This is a genomic window from Streptomyces phyllanthi (assembly GCF_009377205.1).
Taxonomy (GTDB): Bacteria; Actinomycetota; Actinomycetes; order Streptomycetales; family Streptomycetaceae; genus Streptomyces; species Streptomyces phyllanthi.
In genome coordinates, this window is record NZ_VJZE01000708.1 from 1 (window position 1) to 3,132 (window position 3,132).

A 3,132-nucleotide genomic window follows, 5' to 3' on the forward strand; every position below is an offset into this window, starting at 1 on the left:
GTCCCGAAGGAACCGCCCCATCGGCGTCCGCCCGAGGGCCGGTTCCTTCGGGACAATCCGAGGCACCCCCGTCCGTCATGACCGTATAGCGATACGGGCATGACAGGCGGGGGTTCCCGGCGTTACCGTCGTCGAGGCCGTGCCGCTGCGGCCCTGCGAGGAGGAGGGGCCGTTGACCGGGCAGTCAAAGCGCGAGCACCGAACAGGCCTGCTGAACGGTTTCGCCGCGTACGGCATGTGGGGCGTCGTCCCCCTGTTCTGGCCTCTGCTGAAGCCGGCCGGGGCGGTCGAGATCCTCGCCCACCGGATGGTCTGGTCCCTCGCCATCGTCGGCGGCGCACTGCTGGTGCTGCGGCGCTGGGCCTGGGCCGGCGAGTTGCTGCGGCAGCCGCGAAAGCTGGGACTGGTCGCGATCGCGGCGGCCGTCATCACCGTCAACTGGGGCGTCTACATCTGGGCCGTGAACGCCGGGCAGGTGGTCGAGGCGTCCCTCGGATACTTCATCAACCCCCTGGTCACCATCGCCCTCGGCGTGCTCCTGCTGAAGGAGCGGCTGCGGCCGGTGCAGTGGGCCGCGGTCGGCATCGGCTTCGTGGCCGTCCTCGTACTCACCGTCGGATACGGGCGGCCACCGTGGATCTCCCTCTGTCTCGCCTGCTCCTTCGCGACGTACGGCCTGGTGAAGAAGAAGGTCGCCCTCGGCGGTGTGGAGTCCCTGTCGGCCGAGACCGCGATCCAGTTCCTTCCCGCGCTGGGCTATCTGCTCTGGCTGGGGTCCCAGGGCGACTCCACCTTCGGGGCGGAGGGTGTGGGGCACGCCGCGCTGCTCGCCTCGACCGGGGTCGTCACCGCGCTGCCGCTGGTCTGCTTCGGCGCGGCCGCGATCCGGGTGCCGCTGTCCACGCTGGGGCTGCTGCAGTATCTGGCGCCCGTCTTCCAGTTCCTGCTCGGCGTCCTCTACTTCCACGAGGCCATGTCGCCCGAGCGGTGGGCGGGCTTCTCTCTGGTCTGGCTGGCGCTGTCGCTGCTCACGTGGGACGCGTTGCGCACGGCGCGCCGGGCGGCACGTAGGCCCGGCGGCGAGATCGGCGCGGCGCGCACCTCCGTGAAGGCAGCGGGCGGGGACGCGGCCCAGGACGGGGAGGGCGGCTCCGCGCCCGCGGCGGCCGCTGTGGGCGAGCCCGTGCCCGGTCCGGTGGACGCCGGTCCGGTGGACGCCAAGCCGTAGGGCCGTCACGCCCAGCCGTAGGGCCGTCAGCCCAAGCCGTAGGGCGGTCAGCCCAACCGCAGGGCCGTCACGCCCAACCGTGGAGCGACGGGCCGAAGGGTGACGGGCCGAAGGGTGACGTGGCGACAGACGGCGGGCCCGCCAGGCGACGTGGCGTGGAGTGGAGTGTTCAGTGGAGTGTCGGTCCGTGGCGTGCCGCACCGATATGTGAACTCCGTGACCGGATAGCACTCTTGACGGATAGTCAGTCACACCAGCACCATCCGAGGCACCTCATTCACTGTGGATTCGGTACGGGTCCGTCATGAGAACCCATGGCGCTCCCGGAATCCCTACGGAATTCGGAGCCCCCCACTCATGAAGCTCTCCGTTCCAGGGCGTGCCACGGCGGCTGCCGTCGTCGCGGCCGCCACCCTCCTCACCACCGGGTCCATAGCCGGGGCGGCCCCCGCCTCCGCCCCCGAGACGGCGGCCGCCGCACCCGACCTCCCCGTGGCGAGCGTCAAGGCCCACCTCACGCAGTTCCAGTCCATAGCCGCCGCGAACGGTGGCAACAGAGCGCACGGACGCGCGGGCTACAAGGCGTCCGTCGACTACGTCAAGGCCAAGCTGGACGCGGCGGGATTCACCACTACCGTCCAGCAGTTCACGTCCGGTGGCCTCACCGGCTACAACCTGATCGCCGACTGGCCGGGCGGCGACACCAACCAGGTGATCATGGCGGGATCGCACCTGGACAGCGTCGCCTCCGGCGCCGGCATCAACGACAACGGCTCCGGCTCCGCGGCCGTCCTGGAGGCGGCGCTCACGGTCGCTCGGACCAACTACCAGCCCACCAAGCATCTCCGGTTCGCCTGGTGGGGCGCGGAGGAGCGGGGTCTGGTCGGCTCGCGCTACTACGTCAACAACCTCTCCTCCGCGAACCGCGCCCGCATCAGCGGCTATCTGAACTTCGACATGATCGGCTCGCCGAACCCCGGCTACTTCGTCTACGACGACGACCCGGCGATCGAGAAGACGTTCAAGGACTACTTCGCGGGCATCGGTGTCGCCACGGAGATCGAGACCGAGGGCGACGGCCGCTCCGACCACGCCCCGTTCAAGAGCGCGGGCGTCCCGGTCGGCGGCCTGTTCACCGGAGCGAGCAGGGCGAAGACCGCCGCCCAGGTGACCAAGTGGGGTGGTACGGCCGGGCAGGCGTTCGACCGCTGCTACCACTCCTCCTGCGACACGACGTCCAACATCAACGACACGGCACTGGACCGGAACTCCGACGCGCTGGCGTACGCGGTGTGGGAGCTGTCGTCGTAGTCAGAGGTCATCAGTAGGGGTTGTCGTCGACGGCGTGGGCGCCGGCTCGTTCGGCGAGGCGGCCCATACGGGTGCGCGCTGACTCGAGCTGCTCGATGTCGTCGGCGGCGGGACCGGGCTCGGCCACGAGTCCGGTCCACACTCCGAGCAGATCGCGGCCCAGGTGCAGTCCCTGGAGCGGGTCGCGTACGGCTCGCCAGGCGGCCGCCGCGCTCTGGACGTTGCCGTACGCGGCCCGGGGATCGCCGAGACGGTGATGGAGCCGGGCGAGGTCCAGTGAGAGGTGGAAGGACCTGAGGGCGTCTCCGGTCAGGTAGGCGATGTACGCGGTCAACTCGCGCAGCCGGAGAACCTCCGGGTGCTCCGGGCCGAGGGCACCGGTCGCCTGGGCCGTGGTCAGCTCGGCCTGTTCGGCGGCCTCCTGGATCCGGCCCGTCTTCACGGCCTCGTTGATCCGGCCGACGGGCCCAGCGAGGGGCGATGGCACCGTCCCGTCCTCCTCCACGGCGCCCATCACGGTCTCGGCGACCTCGAACTCCCTTACAGGGGCGGGCTTGGGCGCGGAGTCGTCTTCTTCCGGGACGGGGTGGGCG

General features: G+C 70.6%; 2 protein-coding genes and 1 pseudogene. 2 read left to right on the forward strand and 1 reads right to left on the reverse strand.

Going from position 1 to position 3,132, the window contains the following annotated elements; genetic code table 11:
* Positions 1–172 precede the first annotated feature (172 nt).
* Both rarD and FNH04_RS43740 read left to right on the forward strand, forming a co-directional pair.
* Positions 173–1,228 carry an EamA family transporter RarD gene (gene rarD, locus FNH04_RS43735; protein ID WP_152791793.1) on the forward strand — a complete coding sequence of 352 codons (1,056 nt, stop codon included), beginning with the start codon at positions 173–175 and terminating at the stop codon, positions 1,226–1,228.
* 357 nt (positions 1,229–1,585) lie between these two features.
* Complete coding sequence (locus FNH04_RS43740) at positions 1,586–2,539, forward strand: M28 family metallopeptidase (protein WP_152791794.1); 954 nt, start codon at positions 1,586–1,588, stop codon at positions 2,537–2,539.
* A 10-nt stretch (positions 2,540–2,549) separates the two neighbouring features.
* On the opposite strand, the pseudogene FNH04_RS43745 reads toward FNH04_RS43740, so the two are convergent.
* Positions 2,550–3,132 (reverse strand): annotated as a pseudogene (locus FNH04_RS43745) (hypothetical protein); the annotation flags it as partial.

Coding starts and splice junctions, on each gene's coding strand:
- FNH04_RS43740 (WP_152791794.1), top strand. CDS start 1,586: ATGAAGCTCTCCGTTCCAGGGCGTGCCACGGCGGCTGCCGTCGTCGCG.